Origin of the sequence: Pseudomonas sp. B34(2017) (assembly GCF_002112915.1) — a bacterium.
In the GTDB taxonomy this organism is placed as follows: Bacteria; Pseudomonadota; Gammaproteobacteria; order Pseudomonadales; family Pseudomonadaceae; genus Aquipseudomonas; species Aquipseudomonas pharyngis.
In genome coordinates this window covers 416935-437896 of sequence record NZ_NEJA01000007.1, presented here as the reverse complement: position 1 = coordinate 437896, position 20962 = coordinate 416935, and the positions used below count along the sequence as shown (strand labels likewise).

Sequence of the window (20962 nt, the reverse complement as noted above, 5' to 3'; positions counted from 1 at the left end):
TTTTGGTCTGGAGCAAGCGTAGTCAACCAAGCAAGTGCTTGGTTGACTATTTCATACAAAAAATTTCAGGGATGTTTAAGGCTGTTGAGCGTCATCGAGCCGATCAGCAACTCGCTGTGTTCAAGCTCGGCGAGCCCGGCGGTGCTGACCTTTTCCGGTGGGTAGCCCGCACCGTGTTGCAGGTAGCTGAGCAGATTGCCCACCAGCGGATTGTGGCTGACCAGCAGCACGTTGCTCACCGACACCAGTTGCTCGGCCACGCGGTCCGGGTCAACTTCCGGGGTCAACCACTCGACTGTACGGATTTCCGGCTCGAAGCCCAGCGCCTCGCGCACCAGTTGCGCCGTCTGCTGCGCCCGCAGGTACGGGCTGGCGTAGATGGCGGTCAGCGGCTGACCCATCAAACGGGCCGCGCTGCTCAACACTTCCTTGCGACCGTGGGCGGTGAGTTCTCGCTCGGAGTCGGGGCGCGAGCCATAGGGCTCGGCCTCACCGTGACGCAATACCCAGAGTTTCATAGCTTGGGTTCCTCATCCCGGGCCGGATGCGGTGCCGGCGCGACAACGTGTGGCGCTTCACCTTCCGGCGTACGCGGCGCCGGCCAGTCGGCGAACGGCCAGGGTTTCTGGTCGCTGTGGAAGCTGCCGAAACGGCCGATCTGCGCCAGAAACTGGCTCAGGCTGTCGCCGAAATTCATCAGGCTGGCGCTTGGGGCGCCATAGAACAAACGATAGATCAACTGCACCAGCACCACCGCGCCGAGGATGAACTGCGCCACCTGCCAGACCAGGATGTAAACAATCATCCACAACACCCGCAGGAGGATGGATTCATATTTGGCTTCGGTTTTCGGATCGTTCATGGCCTGCTCCCTGCTGAATCAGTTGAAACCACTTGTGGAAATAAAGTCGACATCGGTTTTCGGTTCGGCACGCATCAGCAGACCGATCACCTGCTCAAGCGTGCGCCCTTCAAACAGGATTGCATGCAGTCCGGCGACCAGCGGCATGTACACGCCGACCTCCTGGGCCTTGGCCTTGAGCACTTTCAGGGTGTTGACCCCTTCGGCCACTTCACCCAGGCGCGACACTGCTTCGTCGAGACTCAAGCCCTGACCGAGGGCGAAACCGACCTGGTAGTTGCGGCTTTTCGGCGACGAGCAAGTGACGATCAGGTCACCGACACCGGCCAGACCGAGGAAGGTCATCGGGTTGGCGCCCTGATTCACCGCAAACCGGGTCATTTCGGCCAGGGCGCGGGTGATCAGCATGCTCTTGGTGTTCTCGCCCATTTCCAGCGCCACCGCCATGCCGGCGATGATCGCGTAGACGTTTTTCAGTGCGCCGCCCAATTCCACGCCGAAACGGTCGGCGCTGGCGTAGACGCGGAAAGTGCGGCCATGCAACGCGGCCTGCACGGCTTTGCAGAGTTCTTCGTCTTCGCTGGCAACCACGGTGGCAGTCAGCGCGTGCTCGGCGATTTCCCGCGCCAGGTTTGGCCCGGACAGCACGCCGATACGTGCCTGCGGGGCGATCTCTTCGAGGATCTGGCTCATCAGTTTGAAGGTGTGGGCTTCGATGCCCTTGGTCAGGCTGACCAGCATCTTGCCGCTCAGGCGTTCGGCGTGTGCCGCCAATACCGTGCGCAGCGCGCTGGACGGCAACGCGACGAAACACAAATCGCAGGCGTCGAGGGTTTCCTGCAGGTCGGTGACCGCCGTCACGCCGGGCAGAATCTTGATGCCTTTGAGGTAACGCGGGTTCTCGCGATTGACCCGGATGGCCTCGGCCTGTTCGGGGTCACGCATCCACTGCCGGACATGATGGCCGTTCCCGGCCAACAGATTGGCCACGGCGGTACCGAAACTTCCGCCTCCCAGGACCGCAATCGGGCGCTGTTCAGTCATATGTAATCCGTTAATCCATACCAGTGGCGATGCCGGCATTATACGGAGCGTCCCCTTCTCGGACAGCCCCGGCGTCAATTACCCGCACTTGTAGGAAGAAGACCAATAAAACCGAGGAAAATGCCTGCAACGTGACTGGAAAAGTCGTCGACCTCGGTTAACATGCGCGCCAATTCTTTGCTATCAAGGCTGCGTCGTGTTTTCTGGCCCCCCTTCCCCGCGTTCGTCCCTGCTGCTGGCGCTGCTGTTCAGCCCGGTGCTGTTGGCGGACGACCTGTTTGTCGACAGTGAGGCCTTGCCGCAGATCCTGACCGCCACCCGCCTGAAACAGTCACCGGCGGAAGTACCCGGCAGCATGACCGTGCTCGACAGCGAACTGATTGCCGCCAGTGGCGCCCGGGACATCAGTGAACTGCTGCGCCTGGTGCCGGGGATGATGGTCGGCAATATCAGCGGCAATCAGGCGGCGGTGAACTATCACGGGACCAACGCCAGCGAAGCCCGGCGCATGCAGGTGTTGATCGACGGCCGCTCGGTGTACCGCGCCGGTCTGGCGACCGTGGACTGGAGCGATATCCCGGTGGCCATGGAAGACATCGAGCGCATCGAAGTCTTTCGCGGCCCGAACACCGTCAGCTACGGCGCCAACGCGCTGATGGCGGTGATCAACATCATCACCCGCAACCCGGCGGACAGCCACGGCACACGACTGAAGCTGACCCGCGGCCAACGCGGCATCAACGATTTCTATGCCAGCCAGAGCACCGGCTGGAATGGCGGCGACCTGCGTCTGTCGCTGTCCGGCCAGGAGGACGACGGCTTTGACAGCGACCGCACCGGCGCCGATTACCGCGACAACCGTCGCTTGAACCGCTTCAGCCTCGCGGTCAGCCAGACCCTGAGCGACAACCAGAGCCTGGACTGGCAGGTCAATGCCAAGGACGGGACCAATCAGCGGCCTTACACCTACCGCCCGGTGTTCTCCGGAATTACCGCTGCCGGGAACAATTCCGACGTGGTTGCCAAGGACTACGCCGGTTCGGTGCGCTGGAACCTGGACATCAACCCCGATCACAGCCTTTATGTGCAAGGCTCGGCGCAACACTGGGATCGCCAGCAGACCTGGCGCGCCTGTGACGCCGAAGTGTCGTTCAGCCCGCAATTGACCGAGCTGTGGCAACTCAATCCGAACTACACCGAACGCCTGGCCCGCAACATGACGCTGTTCACCGGGCCCGGCGCACCCGCCGGCACGCCACAGGAAATGACCCTGGCCAATCAGGTGCTGGATCAGTGGCGCAACGGCGCGCGCCAGACTCTGTGCGGCGACATTGATCAGAGTGCCCGGGAATCGCGCTACGACCTGGAATTGCAGGACACCCTCAGCCTGTCCGATAGCCTGCGTCTGGTCAGCGGCCTGAACTATCGTTACGACCGGGCCGATTCCGAGACCTATTTCAACGGCACGCTGGACGACACCACCTGGCGCGCTTTCGGCCAACTCGAATGGCGCGCCAGCGAACACTGGCTGTTGCAGGGCGGCGCCATGTTCGAAGACACGCAATTGATCGGCAGCTCGCTGACGCCCCGGTTTGCGGTCAACTACCTGTTCAATCCACGCCACAGCCTGCGCGCGGTGTATTCGGAAGCCATCCGTTCGCCGGACATGTTCGAGAACAACGTCAACTGGAGTTATCAGGTGACCAACCTGCGGCCCGCCGCCTATGGCCAGTCTTCGGCACGCTACTTCGTCAAGACCCGGGGCCCCGGCGATCTGGACCAGGAGCACATGCGCTCGCGGGAACTGGGCTACAACGGCTATTTCCCGGAGTGGGGCTTGGCGCTGGACGTGAAGCTGTTCTACGACGAAATCACCGGGATGATCAGCGAGCCGCTGCGCAACAATCAGTACATCGCCAGCAACGCCAACGATTCGCGGTTTCGCGGCACCGAGACGCAACTGGACTGGCGCCTGAGTGCGGCTGACCGCTTGCGCCTGACATACGCCTTCGTCGACGCCGAGGCGAGCAATCCGCTGGATCAGCAATTCACCGCGCGCAACAGCGGTTCGGCGGGCTGGCTGCGCGATTGGGGCCACGGCTGGAACAGCGCCCTCTTCTATTACGGTGACAACGCGCTCAACGGTTACCGCTTCGAGCGGGTGGACACGCGGATCGCCAAACGCATCGCCCTGGGCAAGGCCCAGCTGCAACTGGCCGGCGTGCTGCAACAACGCCTCGACCATGAGCCGACCACCTTCGTCGACAACAATTACGACGAACGCCGCGTGGTGTATTTCAGCGCCGAGCTGGAGTTCTAGATGCGTTACGCCATGTCACGGAAGATGCCAACGCTCGGCCAATGGCTGGCCGGGCTGTGTCTGTTCCTGACAGCGTGGCTGCATGGCGTGGCCGTGCAGGCGGCCGATATTCTGCTGACCGGCGCCGAGGAAAGCCCCGGTGTGCAGTCCTTCGTTCAGGCCCTGAGCGAACTGCGCCCGACCGACCGCGTGCATTTCCAGCCGCTGGCCAGCCTGCCGGCGCCGGGCAAGTTGCCGTCGAGCCTGCGCCTGATTCTGCTGGATCTGCCGAGCCTCGACTGGCGCATGCAGGAATCCCAAGGGCCGGCGACGTTGGTCCTGCGCATCAGCCGTTTGCAGGCCCGGCAACGCTTCGGCGACGCGCAACCACCCCACTTGAGCCTGCTGTGGGCCGATCCGCCGCTGAGTCGTCAGTTGCAACTGATCCGCCGGATTCTGCCCCAGGCCGGGCGCGTCGGCGTGCTGTTCGATCAGCACAGCGAGTTCCTGCTCAAGGAGCTGCAATCGGCCGCCCAGCCGCTGAATCTGCAAATCGTCCCGCAGCGCTGGGACAACACCCATGACAGCCGCCCCTTGCAGACCGTGCTGAAAAGCAGCGACGTGCTGCTGGGCCTCGACGACCCTGACCTGTACAACCCGAAAACCGCGAAGAACCTGTTGCTCAGCAGTTACTCTCGGCAACTGGCACTGGTCGGGCCGAATGTCTCGTTCGTTCGCGCCGGCAGCCTGGCCAGTACCTACAGCGATCAGAACGACTGGCTGGCCGTCCTCGACGAATTGCTGGACCGGCCACCGGCCACCTGGCCGCGCACGCTCTACCCCGGACGTTTTAAAGTCTCAAGTAATGCGCAGGTGGCTCGTTCCTTAGGGATAGAACCGATCAATGAAGCGTCTGTCGCCGCAGAGCTGGCCGAAGGAGAGCGCCGCCCATGATTTTCCGCCGTTGGGACATCAACACCCGCACTCAGTTGATCAGTCTGGGCCCTGCGCTGTTGCTGACCTTGCTGCTGATCAGCTTTTTCACCTTCGTGCGCATTCAGGATTTGCGTCAGGAGCTGAACCACACCGGCCAGTTGATCGCCAACCAACTCGCACCGGCCACCGAGTACGGGGTGATTTCCGGCAATAACGAAGTCCTGGAAAGCCTGCTCAAGGCCACGCTGGCCACGCCGAACGTGCGGTTTCTGGAAGTGCAGGACAGCGCCAACCGGATTCTGGCCTACGTCGAACAGCCGGCGGATGCGCACAATCGTCCGCATCAGGTCGAGGTGTTCCAGGCACCGGTGCGGCTGCAACGCATCGCCTTGCACAACGATTTCTTTCAGGACGGCAAAAGCAGCCCCGGGGTGGCCAGCGAGGATTATCTGGGGCGGGTGATCGTCGGTCTGTCCAACGATGCCTTCAGTCAGCGCCAACAGGAGATCCTGCTCAAGGCCGGGATTCTGGCGTTGTTCGCCCTGCTCTTCACCTTTGTGCTGGCGCGGCGACTGGCCGGCAGCCTGTCGCAGCCGATCCGCGACATCGGCAATGCGGTCAAGGCGATTCAGGAGGGCGACTACAAAACCCCGCTGCCGATCGTCGATGACACCGAGCTGGGCGCACTGTCCCAGCACATCAACAACCTGGCCCAGGCGCTGGAGCAGGCCAGCCGCGAACAGCATCAGGCGATGGCGCAACTGATCCAGACCCGCGAAGAGGCGGAAAAGGCCAACAACGCCAAATCGGATTTCCTGGCGATGATGAGCCATGAGCTGCGCACTCCGATGAACGGCGTGCTGGGCATGCTGCAATTGCTGGAAACCACCGACATGACCGAGGAGCAGGTCGAGTACGCGGCGCTGGCTTCCGAGTCCACCGAGCACTTGCTCAAGGTGATCAACGACATTCTGGATTTCTCGCGCATCGAACGTTCGGAGCTGGAGCTGGAGCACATTCCGTTCAACCTAGCCGACCTGATCGGCGCCTGCGCCCATTCCTTCCAGCACAGCGCGGCGCAACGCGGGTTGGCCCTGCAACTGCGGATCCCCGATGACATGCACGACTTGCAGGTACAGGGCGATCCGACGCGGATCCGGCAGATTCTGGTCAACCTGGTGGGCAATGCGCTGAAGTTCACCGAGCAGGGGCGCGTCAGCATCGAGGCGCAGTGGCAGTCGCTGGATCACGAGTTGTTGTGGTTCACCTGCGCGGTGCGTGACAGTGGCATCGGGATTTCGCCGCAGAGCCTGGAGCTGATGTTCAACGCGTTCCAGCAGGCCGACAGCTCGATTTCCCGTCGTTATGGCGGCACCGGCCTGGGCCTGCCGATTGCCCGCACCCTCGCCGAGCGGATGGGCGGCACCTTGCGTGCCCAGAGTGAAGAAGGTCGCGGCTCGGTGTTCACCCTGGAAATACCACTGGCCCTATATAAGCAGGCACTGCCCGCGCTGGCGGCACCGCGCGCATTGAACGGTAACGGTCACGGCGAAGGACGCCATGTGTTGCTGGTCGAGGACAACCCGGTCAACCAGACCGTGATCGAAGCGATGCTGCGCAGCCTGGGCTTTACCGTCAGCGTCGCCACCGATGGCGTGCAGGCGGTGCGCAGTGCCGGGGACAGCCGTTTCGAAGCGATCCTGATGGATTGCCGCCTGCCGCTCATCGACGGTTACGAGGCGACCCGACAGATCCGCCGCCTGCCCGGCTGCGGCCAGGTGCCGATCATCGCCCTGACCGCCAACGCGTTGCAGGGTGATCGCGAAAACTGCCTGTCGGCGGGGATGAACGATTACCTGGCCAAGCCATTCAAACGCAATGACCTGCAGCAGATTCTGCAGCGCTGGGTGCAGTAGAGAGGCCCTTTCGAGCATCTGCGACTGGCGTGAAAAGCGAAAGTGCGGCAGTCTTAGGCACCCGAACGGGCCTCAAAAGGGGCTTGATTAAAAATTTCAGTGCACAAGTGTACATTCATGTCCTTGGTGCTGTGACTTTCACCACAACGCAATAGTCTATGAGTAGGCTGCCGGTTCGAGGCATGAACGCGTCGATCGGCCGGGAAGATTTGCCCCACCTGCCGCATGGGATTATTGAGGAGCTCGCATGACCAAACAAAACGCCTTTACTCGGGAAGACCTGCTGCGCTGCAGTCGCGGTGAGCTGTTCGGCCCAGGTAACGCGCAACTGCCCGCCCCGAACATGCTGATGGTGGATCGCATCACCCTGATCAGCGAAGAAGGCGGCAAGTACGGCAAAGGTGAATTGGTCGCCGAGCTGGATATCAACCCTGACCTGTGGTTCTTCGCGTGTCACTTCGAAGGCGATCCGGTGATGCCGGGCTGCCTGGGTCTGGACGCCATGTGGCAACTGGTCGGCTTCTTCCTGGGCTGGCAAGGCCTGCCGGGCCGCGGCCGAGCGCTGGGTTCGGGCGAAGTGAAATTCTTCGGTCAGGTCCTGCCGACCGCCAAGAAAGTCACCTACAACATTCATATCAAGCGCGTCCTCAAGGGCAAACTGAACCTGGCCATCGCCGACGGTTCGGTGACTGTCGACGGTCGCGAAATCTACACCGCCGAAGGCCTTCGCGTCGGCGTGTTCACCTCCACTGACAACTTCTAAGGGTTATTCGCATGCGCCGCGTCGTTATCACTGGTCTGGGCATCGTTTCGTGCCTGGGCAATGACAAAGAGACCGTCTCCGCTAACCTGCGTGCAAGCCGCCCTGGCATCCGGTTCAACCCGGAATACGCCGAAATGGGTCTGCGTAGCCAGGTTTCCGGCTCCATCGACCTCAACCTTGAAGAGCTGATCGATCGCAAGATCTATCGCTTCGTCGGCCACGCAGCGGCTTACGCCTACCTGGCCATGAAAGACGCCATCGCCGACTCCGGTCTGACCGAAGAGCAGGTGTCCAACCCGCGTACCGGCCTGATCGCAGGTTCCGGCGGCGCATCGACCCTGAACCAGATGGAAGCGCTGGACATCCTGCGCGAGAAAGGCGTCAAGCGCGTCGGCCCATACCGTGTAACGCGGACCATGAGCAGCACCGTTTCGGCGTGCCTGGCCACACCGTTCAAGATCAAGGGCCTGAACTACTCCATCGCTTCTGCCTGCGCCACCAGTGCTCACTGCATCGGTACCGCCATGGAACAGATCCAGATGGGCAAGCAGGACATCGTGTTCGCCGGTGGCGGTGAAGAAGAGCACTGGAGCCAGTCGTTCCTGTTCGACGCGATGGGCGCACTGTCCAGCAAGCGTAACGACACCCCGGAACAAGCTTCCCGCGCCTACGACGCCGACCGTGACGGTTTCGTCATCGCCGGTGGTGGCGGCATGGTGGTGGTCGAGGAACTGGAACACGCTCTCGCCCGTGGCGCGAAGATCTACGCGGAAATCGTTGGCTACGGCGCGACTTCCGACGGCTACGACATGGTGGCTCCAAGCGGCGAAGGCGCGATCCGCTGCATGCAGCAGGCGCTGTCCACCGTCGACACCCCGATCGACTACCTGAACACCCACGGCACTTCGACTCCGGTCGGCGACGTCGCGGAAATGAAAGGTGTGCGCGAAGTGTTCGGCGACAAGGCCCCGGCTATCAGCTCCACCAAGAGCCTGTCGGGTCACTCCCTGGGCGCCGCCGGCGTTCACGAAGCGATCTACTGCATGCTGATGATGGAAGGCAACTTCATCGCCGGTTCGGCCAACATCGACGAACTGGACCCTGAAGTGGCCGATCTGCCGGTGCTGACCAAGACCCGCGAGAACGCCACCATCAACACCGTGATGAGCAACAGCTTCGGCTTCGGTGGCACCAACGCCACCCTCGTGCTGAAGCGCTGGGAAGGCAAGTAATTCCCTCCCGCTGAGCCGCACATGAAAACGCCCCGACTGGTTCGGGGCGTTTTTTTTTGCCTGGAGAAAGGCATTTTCAGCGGCGCCAAGATGAAACGTTTGTCATGCAACTTACCGCCCTGCGACTGAATGTCGCGGTTTCTGCGGGCTCCAGCGCTGTTGCAGATTTCGCAAGAATACATTGCACGAATCGGGCGTTTACTTAGCAGGCTAACAAAATCTATAACAGAGTCCTGCACACGCCTTGCTGCAGATAACTTGAGATTTGGAGCTAGCAGATGACTGTAAAAGTAACTGAACGCGACGATTCACACATGTCCCATGAAGGCGTAGCCGCCGGCGTACGGATCTGGGATGTGCATCAACAAGACTTGCTGGTCGGCATGTTCCACAACGAGATCGACGCCCACAACTACAAGGCCGAACTGGAACTGCAGGAACAGCAGCGGGATCGGAAATCCGCCTGAAACAAAACCACAGCATTGAAAACGACAAACCCCGCCATGAGCGGGGTTTGTCGTTGTTGAGTGCTTCAGGGCCGCTTCGCAGCCCGGCGAGACCCGATTACCACATCAGATCATCAGGGATCACGTAGGCCGCGTACGGATCGTCCTCGGCATTGACCTCTTCGACCTTCTCGTTGAGCTGGACGATGCGCTGTGGATCGCGCTCCTGAATCTTCAGGGCGGCCTCACGAGGAATCACTTCGTAGCCGCCGGCGTGGTGCACGATCGCCAGCGAACCGCTGCTGAGCTTGTTGCGCATCAGCGTGTTGACCGAGATGCGCTTGACCTTCTTGTCGTCGACGAAGTTGTAGTAGTCCTCGGTGGTCAGCTTCGGCAGACGCGAGACCTCGATCAACTGCTTGACCTGGGCGGCGCGGGCCTTGGCCTCGGCCTTCTCCTGCTGCTGACGGTTCAGCTCCTGGTCGCGCTTGACCTTCTCGGCCTGGGCTTCCTGGGCAGCACGCTGCTGGGAGTCGTCCAGTTCGATCTGGCCTTTGTGGGCCAGGCGCTGTTGTTTCTGTTTGTCTTTGCTGACCTGCTTGGCCTGCTTTTGGTTGACCAGTCCTGCCTTGAGCAACTGGTCGCGAAGGGAAAGGCTCATTGATGCTTACTCACTTGGGCAACGGCTCAGCCACAGCTGGGCGAATTCTTTTCCTGACGTTTGGCTTCGCCCCACAGGGCGTCCAACTCTTCGAGGGTGCAATCTTCCATGGGTCGGTGGGTTTCGCGCAATGCCTGTTCGATAAAACGGAAACGTCGTTCGAACTTGGCGTTGGCGCCACGCAACGCAGTTTCCGGATCGACCTTCAGGTGCCGGGCCAGATTGACCACCGAAAACAGCAGATCGCCGATCTCGTCGGCCACCGCTTGCGGGTCATTTTCGGACATGGCTTCGAGCACTTCATCGAGTTCTTCACGGACCTTGTCCAGCACCGGCAACGCATCCGGCCAGTCGAAACCGACCTGCCCTGCGCGCTTCTGCAACTTGGCCGAGCGGGACAGGGCCGGCAATGCAGCCGGCACATCGTCGAGCAGTGACAGTTGCTGCGGCTCGGCGGATTTCTCGGCACGCTCTTCGGCCTTGATCTCCTCCCAGCGCTGCTTGACCTGCTCCTCGTTCAGACGCGGCACGTCCAGCGGCGCATACAGATCGCCAGTGGGGAACACGTGCGGATGGCGACGGATCAGCTTGCGAGTGATGCTGTCGACCACCCCGGCAAATTCGAACCGTCCCTCCTCCCGCGCCAGTTGGCTGTAATACACCACCTGAAACAGCAGATCGCCCAACTCGCCCTGCAAGTGGTCGAAGTCGCCGCGCTCGATGGCGTCGGCGACTTCGTAGGCCTCTTCAAGGGTGTGCGGGACGATGGTCGCGTAAGTCTGCTTGATGTCCCACGGGCAACCATACTGCGGGTCGCGCAGACGGTTCATCAGGTGCAGCAGATCTTCAAGGCTGTAGATCGGTTTCATGGAGTCCGGTTACGCCGCGTTTCGATGATGTTCGGCAACTGGGAAATCCGCCCCAGCAACCGCCCCAGCGCGTCCAGACCCGGAATCTCGATGGTCAGGGACATCAGCGCGGTGTTGTCCTCCTTGTTCGAGCGGGTGTTGACCGCCAGCACGTTGATCCGCTCGTTGAGCAACACCTGCGAAACGTCACGCAGCAGACCGGATCGGTCGTAGGCGCGGATGACGATATCCACCGGGTAGGTGAGCACCGGCACCGGCCCCCAGCTGACCTGGATGATCCGCTCCGGCTCGCGCCCGGCCAGTTGCAGCACCGAGGCGCAGTCCTGACGGTGAATGCTCACGCCACGGCCCTGGGTGATGTAACCGACGATCGCATCGCCCGGCAACGGCTGGCAGCAGCCGGCCATCTGCGTCATCAGGTTGCCGACGCCCTGGATCTGAATGTCGCCGCGCTTGCCCGGCTTGTAGCCGGTGGCCTTGCGCGGGATCAGTTCCAGCTGTTCGTTGCCGCGTTCCGGCTCGACCAGCTGTTGCGCCAGGTTGACCAGTTGCGCCAGACGCAGGTCGCCGGCACCGAGGGCGGCGAACATGTCTTCGGCGGTTTTCATGTTGGCCTTGTCGGCCAGCTTGTCAAAATCCACCGCCGGCAGGCCGAGGCGATTGAGCTCGCGCTCGAGCAGGGTCTTGCCCGCCGCGACGTTCTGATCGCGCGCCTGCAACTTGAACCAGTGCACGATCTTCGCCCGCGCCCGGGACGTGGTGACGTAGCCCAGATTCGGGTTCAGCCAGTCACGGCTCGGAGTGCCGTGCTTGCTGGTGATGATCTCGACCTGTTCACCGGTCTGCAGGCTGTAGTTGAGCGGAACGATGCGCCCGTTGATCTTCGCGCCACGGCAGTTGTGACCGATTTCGGTGTGCACGCGGTAGGCGAAGTCCAGTGGAGTCGCGCCCTTCGGCAAGTCGATGGCGTGACCGTCCGGGGTGAAGATGTAGACCCGGTCCGGCTCGATATCGACCCGCAGCTGTTCGGCCAGACCACCGATGTCGCCCAGCTCTTCGTGCCACTCGAGGACCTGACGCAGCCAGGAGATTTTCTCTTCGTAGTGATTGGAGCCGGACTTGACGTCGGTGCCCTTGTAGCGCCAGTGCGCGCAGACACCGAGTTCGGCCTCTTCGTGCATCGAATGGGTCCGGATCTGGACTTCCAGCACCTTGCCTTCCGGGCCGATTACCGCCGTGTGCAGCGAGCGGTAGCCGTTCTCTTTCGGGTTGGCGATGTAGTCGTCGAACTCTTTCGGGATATGCCGCCACAGGGTGTGGACGATACCGAGCGCGGTGTAGCAGTCGCGCATTTCCGGCACCAGCACGCGCACCGCACGCACGTCGTAGATCTGGCTGAACTCCAGACCCTTGCGCTGCATTTTGCGCCAGATCGAATAGATGTGTTTGGCCCGACCGCTGATGTCGGCTTCGACGCCGGTGGCCTGCAGTTCGTCCTTGAGCTGGGTCATCACGTCGGCGATGAAACGCTCACGATCCAGCCGCCGCTCATGCAGCAGCTTGGCAATCTGTTTGTATTGATCGGGTTCCAGGTAACGGAAGGACAGGTCCTCCAGTTCCCATTTGATATGACCGATGCCGAGTCGATGCGCGAGCGGCGCATAGATGTCGAACACTTCCCGGGCGACCCGGTTACGTTTTTCGTCGTCGGCGGTTTTCACTGCACGGATCGCGCAGGTGCGTTCGGCGAGTTTGATCAGCGCGACACGCACGTCGTCGACCATCGCCACCAGCATCTTGCGCAGGTTTTCCACCTGGCCCTGAGTGCCGAGCACCATCGACTGGCGCGGGCTGAGGCTGGCACTGATCGCCGCCATGCGCAGCACGCCGTCGATCAGCTTGGCGACCACCGGGCCGAAGCGCTGGCTGACCGCTGCGAGTTCAATCTGGCCTTCGCGTACGCCGCGATACAGAACCGCGGCAACCAGCGAATCCTGATCGAGCTTGAGGTCGGCGAGGATCTCGGCGATCTCAAGGCCGGTGCTGAAACTGCCGCTGCCTTCGGACCAGAGATTCTTCGCCGCATTGGATTGCTGCTCGGCCTGGCGAGCGTACTCGCAGGCCTCTTTCAAGGCTTCGCGATCCAGTGCCAGATCGACACTGACCGCGTGATCGAGCCAAGCCTCGAGATTGATACTGCCGTCAGTGTTGATCGGCTGGTGTGCTCTCACCTGTACCATCTTGCTTTACCTTCCCTACGACGCAGATTCAATGCGTCAAATCACTGACCGTCAATGCCCGTTCGCGCTCGCGGGGCCAAGGCGAGCGCTACGGACGACCAGTCGGATCAGACGAGCCATCCTGGCTCGCTTCAAATAACGCCATGGCCTCGACATGTGCCGTCTGAGGAAACATATCGAGAATCCCGGCACGTTTTAACCGGTAGCCCTGCTTGATCAATTCGACCGTATCGCGCGCCAGAGTTGCAGGGTTGCACGACACGTACACCAACCGTTTGGCGCCCAAGGCCGCCAGCTTGCGCACCACCTCGAAAGCACCGTCGCGCGGTGGATCCAAGAGTACCGCAGAAAAGCCGTTTCCGATCCACTGGGCATCGGTCAAAGGCTGGGATAAATCGGCCTGAAAAAACTTTGTGTTATGCAAATTGTTGCTGGCGGCATTCGCTGCCGCGCGATCGACCATGGTCTGCACGCCTTCGACCGCCACCACTTCACGCGCAGCTTTCGCCAGCGGCAGGGCGAAGTTGCCGAGGCCGCAAAACAGGTCGAGCACGCGCTCATCGCTCGTCGGTTTCAACCAGTCCAGCGCCTGGGCGACCATGGCCTCGTTGACCCCGGCATTGACCTGGATGAAATCCCCCGGCCGGTAAGCCAATTGCAGATCCCACTGTTCCAGGTGATAGCCAAGCGACTGTGCATCATCCACCGGCTGCGGTTCGCCTTCGCCATGCAGCCAGAGCTGCGCTTCATGGAACGCGCAGAAATCCTTGAGGATCGTCAGGTCGGCCTCGGACAGCGGCGCCATGTGACGCAGCAGGACGGCGAGTGACGAGCCGCTGAACAATTCGACATGCCCCAGCGCCTGAGGTTTGCTCAAGCGTCGCAGCATCTCCGGCAAGCGGGTCATGATCGGCTGCAAGGGCTGTACCAGCACCGGGCATTCGCTGATCGCGACGATATCCTGACTGCCGGCGGCACGGAAACCGACTTCAAGCTGTTTGGCCTTGCTGTCCCAGCGCACGGCGATCCGGGCGCGGCGACGGTAGCCGAATTCGGGGCCGGTCAACGGCGCCGCCCACTCTTCGGGCTCGGCACCGGCGACTCGCGACAACTGCTCGGCGAGCATGCGCTGTTTCAGGGCAAGCTGTTCGTTGTGGGGCAAATGCTGGACGCTGCAACCGCCGCAACGGCCGGCGTGCTGGCAAGGTGCGGGACGACGCAATTGACTGGCGCTGAACACGCGCTCGGTGCGCGCCTCGACCACTTTGCCGTGGGCGCCGAGCACCCGCGCTTCGACCTCCTCACCCGCCAGAGCGCCGAGGACGAACCAGGTCTTGCCTTCAAAAAACGCGATGCCGCGACCGTCATTGGCCAGGCGCTCGATGCTCAGGCGCTGCTTTTTGCCGGTCGGGATTTGCGCGGCCTTGCTGCCGCCGGTGGGCTGGAAGCGCAGGCCTCTCTCATGCTTGGCCATCAGTTGGGCGCGTCGAAAATGCCGGTCGACAGGTAACGGTCGCCACGGTCGCAGATGATCGCGACGATCACCGCGTTTTCAACTTCTTTGGACAGGCGCAGCATCGCTGCCACCGCACCGCCCGAGGACACGCCACAGAAGATGCCTTCTTCGCGGGCCAGACGCCGGGTGACGTCCTCGGCTTCGCTTTGCGCCATGTCGACGATGCGGTCAACGCGGTCGGCCTGGTAGATCTTCGGCAGGTATTCCTGCGGCCAGCGGCGGATGCCGGGAATGGCCGAGCCTTCCATCGGTTGCAGGCCGATGATCTGCACGTTGTCGTTCTGTTCCTTGAGGTAGCGCGACACGCCCATGATGGTGCCGGTGGTGCCCATGGAGCTGACGAAATGGGTGATGGAGCCCTGGGTCTGACGCCAGATTTCCGGGCCGGTGGTGGTGTAGTGCGCTTCAGGGTTGTCGCCGTTGGCGAACTGATCCAGCACCTTGCCACGGCCTTCGGCTTCCATCCGCTGGGCGAGATCGCGAGCGCCTTCCATGCCCTCTTCCTGGCTGACCAGAATCAGCTGCGCGCCGTAAGCGGTCATCGCCGCCTTACGCTCGGCGCTGGAGTTGTCCGGCATGATCAGGATCATCTTGTAACCCTTGATCGCGGCGGCCATCGCCAGGGCGATCCCGGTGTTGCCCGAGGTCGCTTCGATCAGCGTATCGCCTTCGTGGATCTGCCCGCGCAACTCGGCACGGGTGATCATCGACAGCGCCGGACGATCCTTGACCGAACCCGCCGGGTTGTTCCCTTCGAGCTTGAGCAAAAGGGTGTTGCTGGTGACACCGGGCAGGCGCTGCAAACGCACCAGCGGCGTGTTGCCGACGCAATCGGCGATGGTTGGGTACTGCAAGGTCATGGCGTTTTTCGCAATCCGGACAGCGGGGGCGCCTATCATACCGGCAAACCTGCGCAGGCCATATCACGCAAAGTGTGGTGCTTATGGTTTATTGGAATAAGCAGAAAAGTCTGACCAGTGGTGAGACTTTCCTGTGCCGCTCACACAATCTGCGGGCGGTTCAAGTCCACGGTGGGAGCTGGCTTGCCAGCGAAGACGTCGGGACTGACAGCACTGTCATCCGCCACCAACCGCAGATTCAGTCGCAATCCCGATGGCCCGTTCTCGGCCCACAGGGTTCCGCCCTGGCGTTGCACCGCGTTCCTGGCGATGCTCAGCCCCAACCCAAATCCACCGTCTCCCGGCCGCGAGCCGTCGAGTCGGATGAAGGGCGAGAAGATCCGCTCCAGATCCGCCTCGGCCACGCCGCCGCCCTCGTCCTCCAGCCACAGGTGCCAGTAATCGCCGTCCCGTCGACCGTCGAGCCGCACGATGCCGCCCGGTGGCGAATGACGAATCGCATTGCGCAGAATGTTTTCCAGGGCCTGGGCCAGGGTGTTGAGATTGCCGCGCACCCAGCAGGAAGCCTCCACCCCGCACCGCAACCGGCCCATCGGACAGCAGCTTTCGTAGCAGGCGTTTTCCGTGAGCATTTCCCACAGCGCCTGAATCTGGATCGCTTCATCCGGCAACGGCGCGCGTTCGGTGTCGAGCCAGGCCAGTTGCAGAGTGTCTTCCACCAGCCGCTGCATCACGTCGACTTCGCGACCGATACGTTCGCGCAACGGTTGCAGCTGCTGCTCGCTTTCGCTGGCAACCCGCAACCGGCTCAGGGGCGTGCGCAGTTCGTGGGACAGGTCGCGCAGCAGTTGCTGTTGCAGGGCCACGGTGGATTGCAGGCGTTCGGACATCGAGTCGAAGGCGCGGGCCAGTTCACCGAGCTCATCGGGGCGCTGAGTGATGCCGCTCGACAACCGCACATTCAGTTGATCGGCGCGCCACGCATTGGCCTGCTCGCGCAGATTGTTCAGCGGCACCACCAGCAGGCGATACAGGCCGACGCACAGCAGCAAGGTGAACAGACCGGGAATCACACCATTGGTGATGACCCGCCAGAACACCCGGTATTTGCCCGGCAGAAATCGCTCGGGCAACTCGATCACCAGACTGCCGGCGGTCGGGTCATTGGGAAATGGGACCCGCATCCACGGCCGGCCCTTTTTGTGAATCGGCCAGTCAAGGCCACGCAGGAAGGTCAGGCGTTGAAGCTCTTGAGCGTTCAACGGCTGGCTGCCCAGCGACTGCAGGTTGCCGCCGATCACGCCGACCCAGCCGGCTTCGCGCAACTCCATGCTCTGCAACCAGCTATCGATGCCATCGCGCCCGCCCTGCTGCCAGGCGCGCTCGGCCTCGGAGGCATAACGGCTCAGCGTGCGACGGGCGTCGTCGGAGAGGAACTGGTTGCGCTGTTCCATGTACCGGCCCCAGGACCAGCTCAGCCAGATCATCAACAGACAGAACGCCACCAGCAGGCAGGCGAGTTTCCAGAACAGCGAGTGCCGGCCCGGCAGGTCAGACACTTTCATCGACGGCACTCAGGACGTAACCCTTGCCCCACACCGTGCGTACTTCCCGCTCGGTGTAACCGACCGACTTGAGTTTGCGGCGGATCTGGCTGATGTGCATGTCGAGGCTGCGGTCGTGGGCCGCATAGCCGCGTTGCAGAACGTGCTGATAAAGGAAGGCCTTGCTCAGCACTTCCTCGTCGTTGCGGTTGAGGGTTTCCAGCAGGCGGTATTCGCTGCGAGTCAGGCCGGCGGGCTGGTCGACGTAGAACACATCGCACTGCTCATCGTCGAAACGCAGTCCGCCGACCGGCACCGCCGGAGCGATAGCCGCCGGACGACGGTCGAGGGCGACACGGCGCAGGATCGCTTCGATCCGCACATGCAGCTCGGCCATGCTGAAGGGTTTGGGCAGATAGTCGTCGGCGCCGAGGCGGAAACCGCTGATACGGTCGGCTTCGGCACCGAGGGCTGACATCAGCAGCACCGGCGTGGAATGGCTCTGACGCAGTTGAGTCAGGACGTTCAATCCATCCAGCCCCGGCAACAGAATGTCCATCAACACCACATCGAACGGCTGGCGCCGGGCAATGCTCAGGCCTTCGCTGCCGTTCTGGCACCAGGTGACCTGGAAGCCGCTGCGGCCCAGTTGTTCATGGACATAGGCACCGAGGACGGGATCGTCTTCGATGGAAAGAATGCGGGGTTGGCCAATAGAGACAGGAGTCATGACTATCTGCAAATAATTCTCAGTTGGGCGATTATTCAAGATTGCCCGGCGCCCGGCAACCCAAGCTTGACCTGTCGGACAGATGACCGGCCTGCAAGTGAACAAACACGACATCATTTTTCCCAAGATTGCCCGCAAGCAAATCGCTACACTGCGCCGATACCGCGTGCCGGACGCACGTGTGAGTCAACGATCAGCGGGATGCAGGAGAAAGGCGTGCTCAAGAAACTGGGAATCAAAGGTCGCGTATTGTTGCTGACCCTGTTGCCGACCAGCCTGATGGCACTGGTGCTGGGCGGGTATTTCACCTGGACGCAGCAGTCCGACCTGCAAACCCAACTGATGCAGCGCGGCGAAATGATCGCCGAGCAACTGGCTCCGCTGGTGGCACCGGCCATGGGCCGCGGCGATGCCGAACTGCTCGAGCGCATCGCCACCCAGTCCCTCGAACAACCAGACGTGCGCGCCGTCACCTTCCTCGCGCCCGATCGCTCTCCCCTCGCCCACGCCGGCCCGACCATGCTCAACCAGGCGCCGAGCGGCGACAGCGCGCACCTGCTGCGACGCAGCGGCAACGATGCCACCCGCTATCTGCTGCCGGTCTTCGGCAAACACCGCAACCTCGCCGGCGAGCTGATCCCGCAAGAGTCCGACCGCCTGCTCGGCTGGGTCGAGCTGGAGCTGTCGCACAACGGCATGCTGTTGCGCGGCTATCGGAGCCTGTTCGCCAGTCTGTTGCTGATTGGTGCGGGGCTGGCCGGCGCCGCGCTGCTGGCCTTGCGCATGGGCCGCACGATCAACCGCCCGCTGAGCCAGATCAAACAGGCCGTCGCGCAGCTCAAGGACGGTCACCTGGAAACCCGCCTGCCACCGCTGGGCAGTCAGGAACTGGATGAACTGGCGTCCGGCATCAACCGCATGGCCGGCACCCTGCAGAACGCCCGGGAAGAATTGCAGCACAGCGTCGATCAGGCCACCGAAGACGTGCGCCAGAACCTGGAAACCATCGAGATCCAGAACATCGAGCTGGACCTGGCCCGCAAGGAAGCGCTGGAAGCGAGCCGGATCAAATCCGAATTCCTCGCCAACATGAGCCACGAGATCCGCACGCCGCTCAACGGCATTCTGGGTTTCACCCACCTGTTGCAGAAAAGCGAACTGACCCCGCGCCAGCTCGACTACCTGGGCACGATCGAAAAATCCGCCGACAGCCTGCTGGGGATCATCAACGAGATCCTCGATTTCTCGAAGATCGAAGCCGGCAAACTGGTGCTCGACCATATTCCGTTCAACCTGCGCGACCTGTTGCAGGACACCCTGACCATTCTCGCCCCCGCCGCCCACGCCAAGCAGCTGGAACTGGTGAGTCTGGTGTACCGCGATACGCCGCTGTCGCTGGTCGGCGATCCGCTGCGGCTCAAGCAGATCCTGACGAATCTGGTGAGCAACGCAATCAAGTTCACCCGCGAGGGCACCATCGTCGCCCGCGCCATGCTCGAAGAAGAAAACGACGACAGCGTGCAGTTGCGCATCAGCATTCAGGACACCGGCATCGGCCTGTCGAACCAGGATGTGCGCGCGTTGTTCCAGGCTTTCAGCCAGGCCGACAATTCGCTGTCGCGCCAACCCGGTGGCACCGGCCTGGGGCTGGTGATTTCCAAGCGCCTGATCGAGCAGATGGGCGGCGAAATCGGCGTCGACAGCACGCCGGGCGAAGGTTCGGAATTCTGGATCAGCCTGAACCTGCCCAAGACCCGCGACGATGCCGAAGACCTGCCCGCCGCGCCGTTGCTCGGGCGCCGGGTGGCGGTGCTGGAAAATCACGAACTGGCGCGTCAGGCCCTGCAGCATCAACTGGAAGACTGCGGCCTCGACGTCACGCCGTTCAACACGTTGGAAAGCCTGACCAATGGCGTTACCGGCGCCCATCAGACCGATCAGGCCATCGATCTGGCGGTGCTCGGCATCACCAGCAACGACATGCCGCCGGAGCGCCTCAACCAGCACATCTGGGACCTTGAGCACCTCGGTTGCCGGGTGCTGGTGTTGTGCCCGACCACCGAGCTGACGCTCTATCACCTTTCGGTGCCCAACCCTCACAGTCAGCTGCAATCGAAACCGGCCTGCACCCGCAAACTGCGCCGGGCCTTGTCGGACATGGTCAACCCGCGCCAGCAGCGCAGCGAACCGGGCGAACCGTTGTCGAGCCGCGCGCCGAAAGTGCTGTGCGTCGACGACAACCCGGCCAACCTGTTGCTGGTGCAGACGCTGCTCGAAGACATGGGCGCCAAGGTGCTGGCCGTGGAAAGCGGTTATGCCGCGGTCAAGGCGGTGCAGAACGAAACCTTCGATCTGGTGCTGATGGACGTGCAGATGCCCGGCATGGACGGACGCCAGAGCACCGAGACGATTCGCCAGTGGGAAAGCGAGCGGCACTGCACGCCGCTGCCGATCGTTGCCCTCACCGCCCACGCCATGGCCAATGAAAAACGCGCGCTGCTGCAAAGCGGCATGGACGACTACCTGACCAAGCCGATCAGCGAGCGGCAACTGGCGCAGGTCGTGCTGAAGTGGACCGGCCTGGCATTGCGCAATCAGGCGCCGGATCGTGGCGGCGAAAGCCTGCTGGGCAATCAGGAACTGCCGATTCTCGATCACGAAGAAGGTTTGCGCCTGGCTGCCGGCAAGGCGGATCTGGCGGCGGACATGCTGGCGATGCTGCTGGCTTCGCTCGAGGCCGATCGCGAAGCCATTCGCACCGCCCGCGACAGTCAGGATCAGAACGGTCTGCTCGAACGGGTGCACCGCCTGCATGGTGCCACCCGTTACTGCGGCGTGCCGCAACTGCGCGCCGCCTGCCAGCGCAGCGAAACCCTGCTCAAGCAGCAGGATCCCAAGGCCTCGACCGCGCTGGACGAGCTGGAACGGGCGATCAATCGTCTGGCGGCCCAGGCGAAGATCAGCGCCTGATCCACGGCAATGCCGGTCAACGCCGACGCGGCTACAGTTGTCGCGGGTGATTTGCGCCCGCGTCGATGCTCCAG

The 20962-nt window shown here is 62.3% G+C and carries 17 protein-coding genes; 7 read left to right on the top strand and 10 right to left on the bottom strand.

Annotated features, from left to right (window positions below; all coding sequences use genetic code 11):
- Positions 1-65: 65 nt before the first annotated feature.
- Genes sixA through CAF80_RS23610 form a run of 3 tightly spaced genes read right to left on the bottom strand, consistent with a single transcriptional unit; the run spans position 66 to position 1906 of the window.
- Entirely contained in the window at positions 66-518 is a 453-nt protein-coding gene (gene sixA, locus CAF80_RS23620; RefSeq protein ID WP_007957806.1) for a phosphohistidine phosphatase SixA, read from the bottom strand.
- Positions 515-862 carry a DUF4389 domain-containing protein gene (locus CAF80_RS23615; RefSeq protein ID WP_039772859.1) on the bottom strand — a complete coding sequence of 116 codons (348 nt, stop codon included), beginning with the start codon at positions 860-862 and terminating at the stop codon, positions 515-517. The genes sixA and CAF80_RS23615 overlap by 4 nt, the downstream gene beginning before the upstream one ends.
- Before the next feature lie 18 nt (positions 863-880).
- On the bottom strand, positions 881-1906 hold the full coding sequence (locus tag CAF80_RS23610) for an NAD(P)H-dependent glycerol-3-phosphate dehydrogenase (protein WP_039772860.1): 1026 nt from the start codon (positions 1904-1906) through the stop codon (positions 881-883).
- 196 nt (positions 1907-2102) lie between these two features.
- On the opposite strand from CAF80_RS23610, the gene CAF80_RS23605 reads away from it, so the two are divergent.
- From CAF80_RS23605 to CAF80_RS23580, 6 genes are all read left to right on the top strand, one after another.
- A complete protein-coding gene (locus tag CAF80_RS23605) occupies positions 2103-4226 on the top strand; it encodes a TonB-dependent siderophore receptor (protein WP_074688155.1) in 2124 nt (707 codons plus the stop codon).
- Entirely contained in the window at positions 4227-5159 is a 933-nt protein-coding gene (locus CAF80_RS23600; protein WP_039772863.1) for an ABC transporter substrate-binding protein, read from the top strand. It abuts the gene before it with no gap.
- Positions 5156-7057, top strand: a complete 1902-nt coding sequence (locus CAF80_RS23595; RefSeq protein ID WP_039772865.1) for an ATP-binding protein — start codon at positions 5156-5158, stop codon at positions 7055-7057. The genes CAF80_RS23600 and CAF80_RS23595 overlap by 4 nt, the downstream gene beginning before the upstream one ends.
- Positions 7058-7304: 247 nt before the next feature.
- Positions 7305-7820, top strand: coding sequence for a 3-hydroxyacyl-[acyl-carrier-protein] dehydratase FabA (fabA, locus tag CAF80_RS23590; protein ID WP_003227150.1), 516 nt, complete (start codon positions 7305-7307; stop codon positions 7818-7820).
- Between the two features lie 11 nt (positions 7821-7831).
- On the top strand, positions 7832-9052 hold the full coding sequence (gene fabB, locus CAF80_RS23585) for a beta-ketoacyl-ACP synthase I (protein ID WP_007957797.1): 1221 nt from the start codon (positions 7832-7834) through the stop codon (positions 9050-9052).
- Positions 9053-9330: 278 nt separating this feature from the next.
- Positions 9331-9519, top strand: coding sequence for a hypothetical protein (locus CAF80_RS23580; RefSeq protein WP_039772867.1), 189 nt, complete (start codon positions 9331-9333; stop codon positions 9517-9519).
- Between the two features lie 97 nt (positions 9520-9616).
- On the opposite strand, the gene CAF80_RS23575 is transcribed toward CAF80_RS23580, so the two are convergent.
- The 7 genes from CAF80_RS23575 to CAF80_RS23545 all read right to left on the bottom strand — a co-directional run bounded on the left by CAF80_RS23575 (position 9617) and on the right by CAF80_RS23545 (position 17918).
- The gene (locus tag CAF80_RS23575) at positions 9617-10159 is read right to left on the bottom strand and encodes a DUF2058 domain-containing protein (protein WP_007957793.1); all 543 of its coding nucleotides are present in this window, start codon (positions 10157-10159) and stop codon (positions 9617-9619) included.
- 26 nt (positions 10160-10185) lie between these two features.
- Positions 10186-11019 (bottom strand): nucleoside triphosphate pyrophosphohydrolase, encoded by an 834-nt coding sequence (gene mazG, locus CAF80_RS23570; RefSeq protein ID WP_074688518.1) that lies wholly within the window; start codon positions 11017-11019, stop codon positions 10186-10188.
- Positions 11020-11024: 5 nt separating this feature from the next.
- Positions 11025-13268, bottom strand: coding sequence for a GTP diphosphokinase (gene relA, locus CAF80_RS23565; RefSeq protein WP_007957789.1), 2244 nt, complete (start codon positions 13266-13268; stop codon positions 11025-11027).
- Positions 13269-13356: 88 nt separating this feature from the next.
- Entirely contained in the window at positions 13357-14742 is a 1386-nt protein-coding gene (rlmD, locus tag CAF80_RS23560) for a 23S rRNA (uracil(1939)-C(5))-methyltransferase RlmD (RefSeq protein ID WP_074688158.1), read from the bottom strand.
- Positions 14742-15644: a cysteine synthase CysM gene (cysM, locus tag CAF80_RS23555; protein ID WP_039772872.1), complete on the bottom strand. Its 903-nt coding sequence runs from the start codon at positions 15642-15644 to the stop codon at positions 14742-14744. The genes rlmD and cysM overlap by 1 nt, the downstream gene beginning before the upstream one ends.
- 140 nt (positions 15645-15784) lie before the next feature.
- The gene (locus tag CAF80_RS23550; protein WP_074688160.1) at positions 15785-17209 is read right to left on the bottom strand and encodes a sensor histidine kinase; all 1425 of its coding nucleotides are present in this window, start codon (positions 17207-17209) and stop codon (positions 15785-15787) included.
- A complete protein-coding gene (locus CAF80_RS23545) occupies positions 17196-17918 on the bottom strand; it encodes a response regulator transcription factor (RefSeq protein ID WP_074688162.1) in 723 nt (240 codons plus the stop codon). The genes CAF80_RS23550 and CAF80_RS23545 overlap by 14 nt, the downstream gene beginning before the upstream one ends.
- Before the next feature lie 216 nt (positions 17919-18134).
- Between CAF80_RS23545 and CAF80_RS23540 the strand changes: the two genes are divergently transcribed.
- Positions 18135-20888 (top strand): response regulator, encoded by a 2754-nt coding sequence (locus CAF80_RS23540; protein WP_074688520.1) that lies wholly within the window; start codon positions 18135-18137, stop codon positions 20886-20888.
- Positions 20889-20962 lie beyond the last annotated feature (74 nt).

Excerpts from the sequence above, each read along its gene's own strand:
- sixA (WP_007957806.1), bottom strand. The coding sequence starts at position 518 with ATGAAACTCTGGGTATTGCGTCACGGTGAGGCCGAGCCCTATGGCTCG.
- CAF80_RS23615 (WP_039772859.1), bottom strand. The coding sequence starts at position 862 with ATGAACGATCCGAAAACCGAAGCCAAATATGAATCCATCCTCCTGCGG.
- CAF80_RS23610 (WP_039772860.1), bottom strand. The coding sequence starts at position 1,906 with ATGACTGAACAGCGCCCGATTGCGGTCCTGGGAGGCGGAAGTTTCGGT.
- CAF80_RS23600 (WP_039772863.1), top strand. The coding sequence starts at position 4,227 with ATGCGTTACGCCATGTCACGGAAGATGCCAACGCTCGGCCAATGGCTG.
- CAF80_RS23595 (WP_039772865.1), top strand. The coding sequence starts at position 5,156 with ATGATTTTCCGCCGTTGGGACATCAACACCCGCACTCAGTTGATCAGT.
- fabA (WP_003227150.1), top strand. The coding sequence starts at position 7,305 with ATGACCAAACAAAACGCCTTTACTCGGGAAGACCTGCTGCGCTGCAGT.
- fabB (WP_007957797.1), top strand. The coding sequence starts at position 7,832 with ATGCGCCGCGTCGTTATCACTGGTCTGGGCATCGTTTCGTGCCTGGGC.
- CAF80_RS23580 (WP_039772867.1), top strand. The coding sequence starts at position 9,331 with ATGACTGTAAAAGTAACTGAACGCGACGATTCACACATGTCCCATGAA.
- CAF80_RS23575 (WP_007957793.1), bottom strand. The coding sequence starts at position 10,159 with ATGAGCCTTTCCCTTCGCGACCAGTTGCTCAAGGCAGGACTGGTCAAC.
- relA (WP_007957789.1), bottom strand. The coding sequence starts at position 13,268 with ATGGTACAGGTGAGAGCACACCAGCCGATCAACACTGACGGCAGTATC.
- rlmD (WP_074688158.1), bottom strand. The coding sequence starts at position 14,742 with ATGGCCAAGCATGAGAGAGGCCTGCGCTTCCAGCCCACCGGCGGCAGC.
- cysM (WP_039772872.1), bottom strand. The coding sequence starts at position 15,644 with ATGACCTTGCAGTACCCAACCATCGCCGATTGCGTCGGCAACACGCCG.
- CAF80_RS23550 (WP_074688160.1), bottom strand. The coding sequence starts at position 17,209 with ATGAAAGTGTCTGACCTGCCGGGCCGGCACTCGCTGTTCTGGAAACTC.
- CAF80_RS23545 (WP_074688162.1), bottom strand. The coding sequence starts at position 17,918 with ATGACTCCTGTCTCTATTGGCCAACCCCGCATTCTTTCCATCGAAGAC.